The sequence below is a fragment of the Rhizobium bangladeshense genome (assembly GCF_001662075.1).
GTDB lineage: Bacteria > Pseudomonadota > Alphaproteobacteria > Rhizobiales > Rhizobiaceae > Rhizobium > Rhizobium bangladeshense_B.
On sequence record NZ_LYPL01000077.1, the window covers coordinates 1 to 1,554 of the forward strand.

At 62.0% G+C, this 1,554-nt stretch carries 2 protein-coding genes and 1 pseudogene; all 3 read left to right on the plus strand.

Annotated elements, in window-relative coordinates:
• The coding region (locus A7X77_RS31485; RefSeq protein ID WP_064686679.1) for an electron transfer flavoprotein subunit alpha/FixB family protein at positions 1-646 on the plus strand (646 nt) is incomplete at its 5' end.
• A gap of 14 nt (positions 647-660) precedes the next feature.
• The gene (locus tag A7X77_RS31490) at positions 661-1,353 is read left to right on the plus strand and encodes a dimethylsulfonioproprionate lyase family protein (RefSeq protein ID WP_064686680.1); all 693 of its coding nucleotides are present in this window, start codon (positions 661-663) and stop codon (positions 1,351-1,353) included.
• An 88-nt stretch (positions 1,354-1,441) separates the two neighbouring features.
• Positions 1,442-1,554, plus strand: a pseudogene (locus tag A7X77_RS33305) (S-(hydroxymethyl)glutathione dehydrogenase); the annotation flags it as partial.

A 1,554-nucleotide genomic window follows, 5' to 3' on the forward strand; every position in this document is an offset into this window, starting at 1 on the left:
CAAGACCGTGCTGCCGCGCGTTGCTGCCCTCGTCGATGTCGCCCAGGTCTCGGAGATCATCGAAGTCGTCAGCCCCGATACCTTCAAGCGGCCGATCTATGCCGGCAATGCCATTCAGACGGTGCAGACAAGCGATGCCAAGAAGGTCATCACCGTGCGCACCGCCTCGTTTGCTTCCGCCACGGAAGGCGGTTCGGCAACGGTGGAGGCGATCGCGGCGATTTCCGATCCGGGTCTGTCGCGCTTCGTCGCCGATGCGCTGTCGGCCTCCGACCGTCCGGAACTGACCTCGGCGAAGATCATCATCTCCGGCGGCCGGGCGCTGGGCTCTGCCGAGAAGTTCAAGGAGGTCATCCTGCCGGTTGCCGACAAGCTCGGCGCTGCCGTCGGCGCATCCCGCGCCGCCGTCGATGCCGGTTATGCGCCGAACGACTGGCAGGTCGGTCAGACCGGCAAGGTGGTAGCGCCCGACCTCTATATCGCCGCCGGCATCTCCGGGGCGATCCAGCATCTGGCCGGCATGAAGGATTCGAAGGTGATCGTCGCCATCAACAAGGACGAGGAGGCGCCGATCTTCCAGGTCGCCGACTACGGCCTCGTCGCCGATCTCTTCGACGCCCTGCCGGAACTGCAAAAGGCGCTTTAACGGGGAGATCGAACGTGGCGCGTGTGGTGGGACGTCCAATCAGACCTGGTGCTGACCTTCTCCTGAACGATGAGGAAAAGCCGGCCTATATAAGGCTGCACGACATCGGGAGGGAAAGGCGGCCCCGGCCGCTGCAGGAATTTCTCAACGATATCGGCGGGTTGATGCTTTCGACCGACGCGCCCGCCGTTGCCAGTTTTGTTGCAGGTAAGGTCCTTCAGAGACTGCTCAAGACAGGCAAGGTGCACCCGGAAGGAGGGCCACTTCCCGGTGTGCCCGAAGGGCTGGATAACGCCCTCCGCAATCTGGCCAAATGCGGGCGGAAATTCGAGGCAATCGCCGGTCAGTTCGACAGTTTCGCCGGCAGGCTGCTCTGGAGACGCGGCCGCACCGGCCCGTTTGCCAGTCTGAACTTCGGCAATACGCACTCCCACGCGGTTTTGGTCGGTCCTGGCGGCATGGAGGAGCGCGCCGATCTCCGGGTCGGCGTGATTTACATGGATCGCTATACCCGCTTCCCCGATCATGTTCAGACGCAGCCACGCGCCTTCATTCTGCTTTCACCGGGAGAAGTGTGCCTTGGTGATTCCCAGTGGTTTTCTGCCGCGACAGGAACGGTCTTTGCGAATGATGCCGGGCAATCCTTTGCGATAAGATGTACGGCACAGCCGCTTCTCGCGGTGTGGTGTCAGGTCGAGCCGGGATGAAAGGTGAGGCCGAAGCGGATCGTTTCGATCTCTCGGTCGTATCTCCGCATATTTGACAACCGAAATTGAATTAACAGGGAGATATCAAATGGACGTTCGCGCCGCCGTAGCCGTTCAGGCCGGAAAACCGCTCGAAGTGATGACCGTGCAGCTCGACGGCCCGAAGGCCGGCGAAGTGCTGGTCGAGGTCAAGGCGACCGG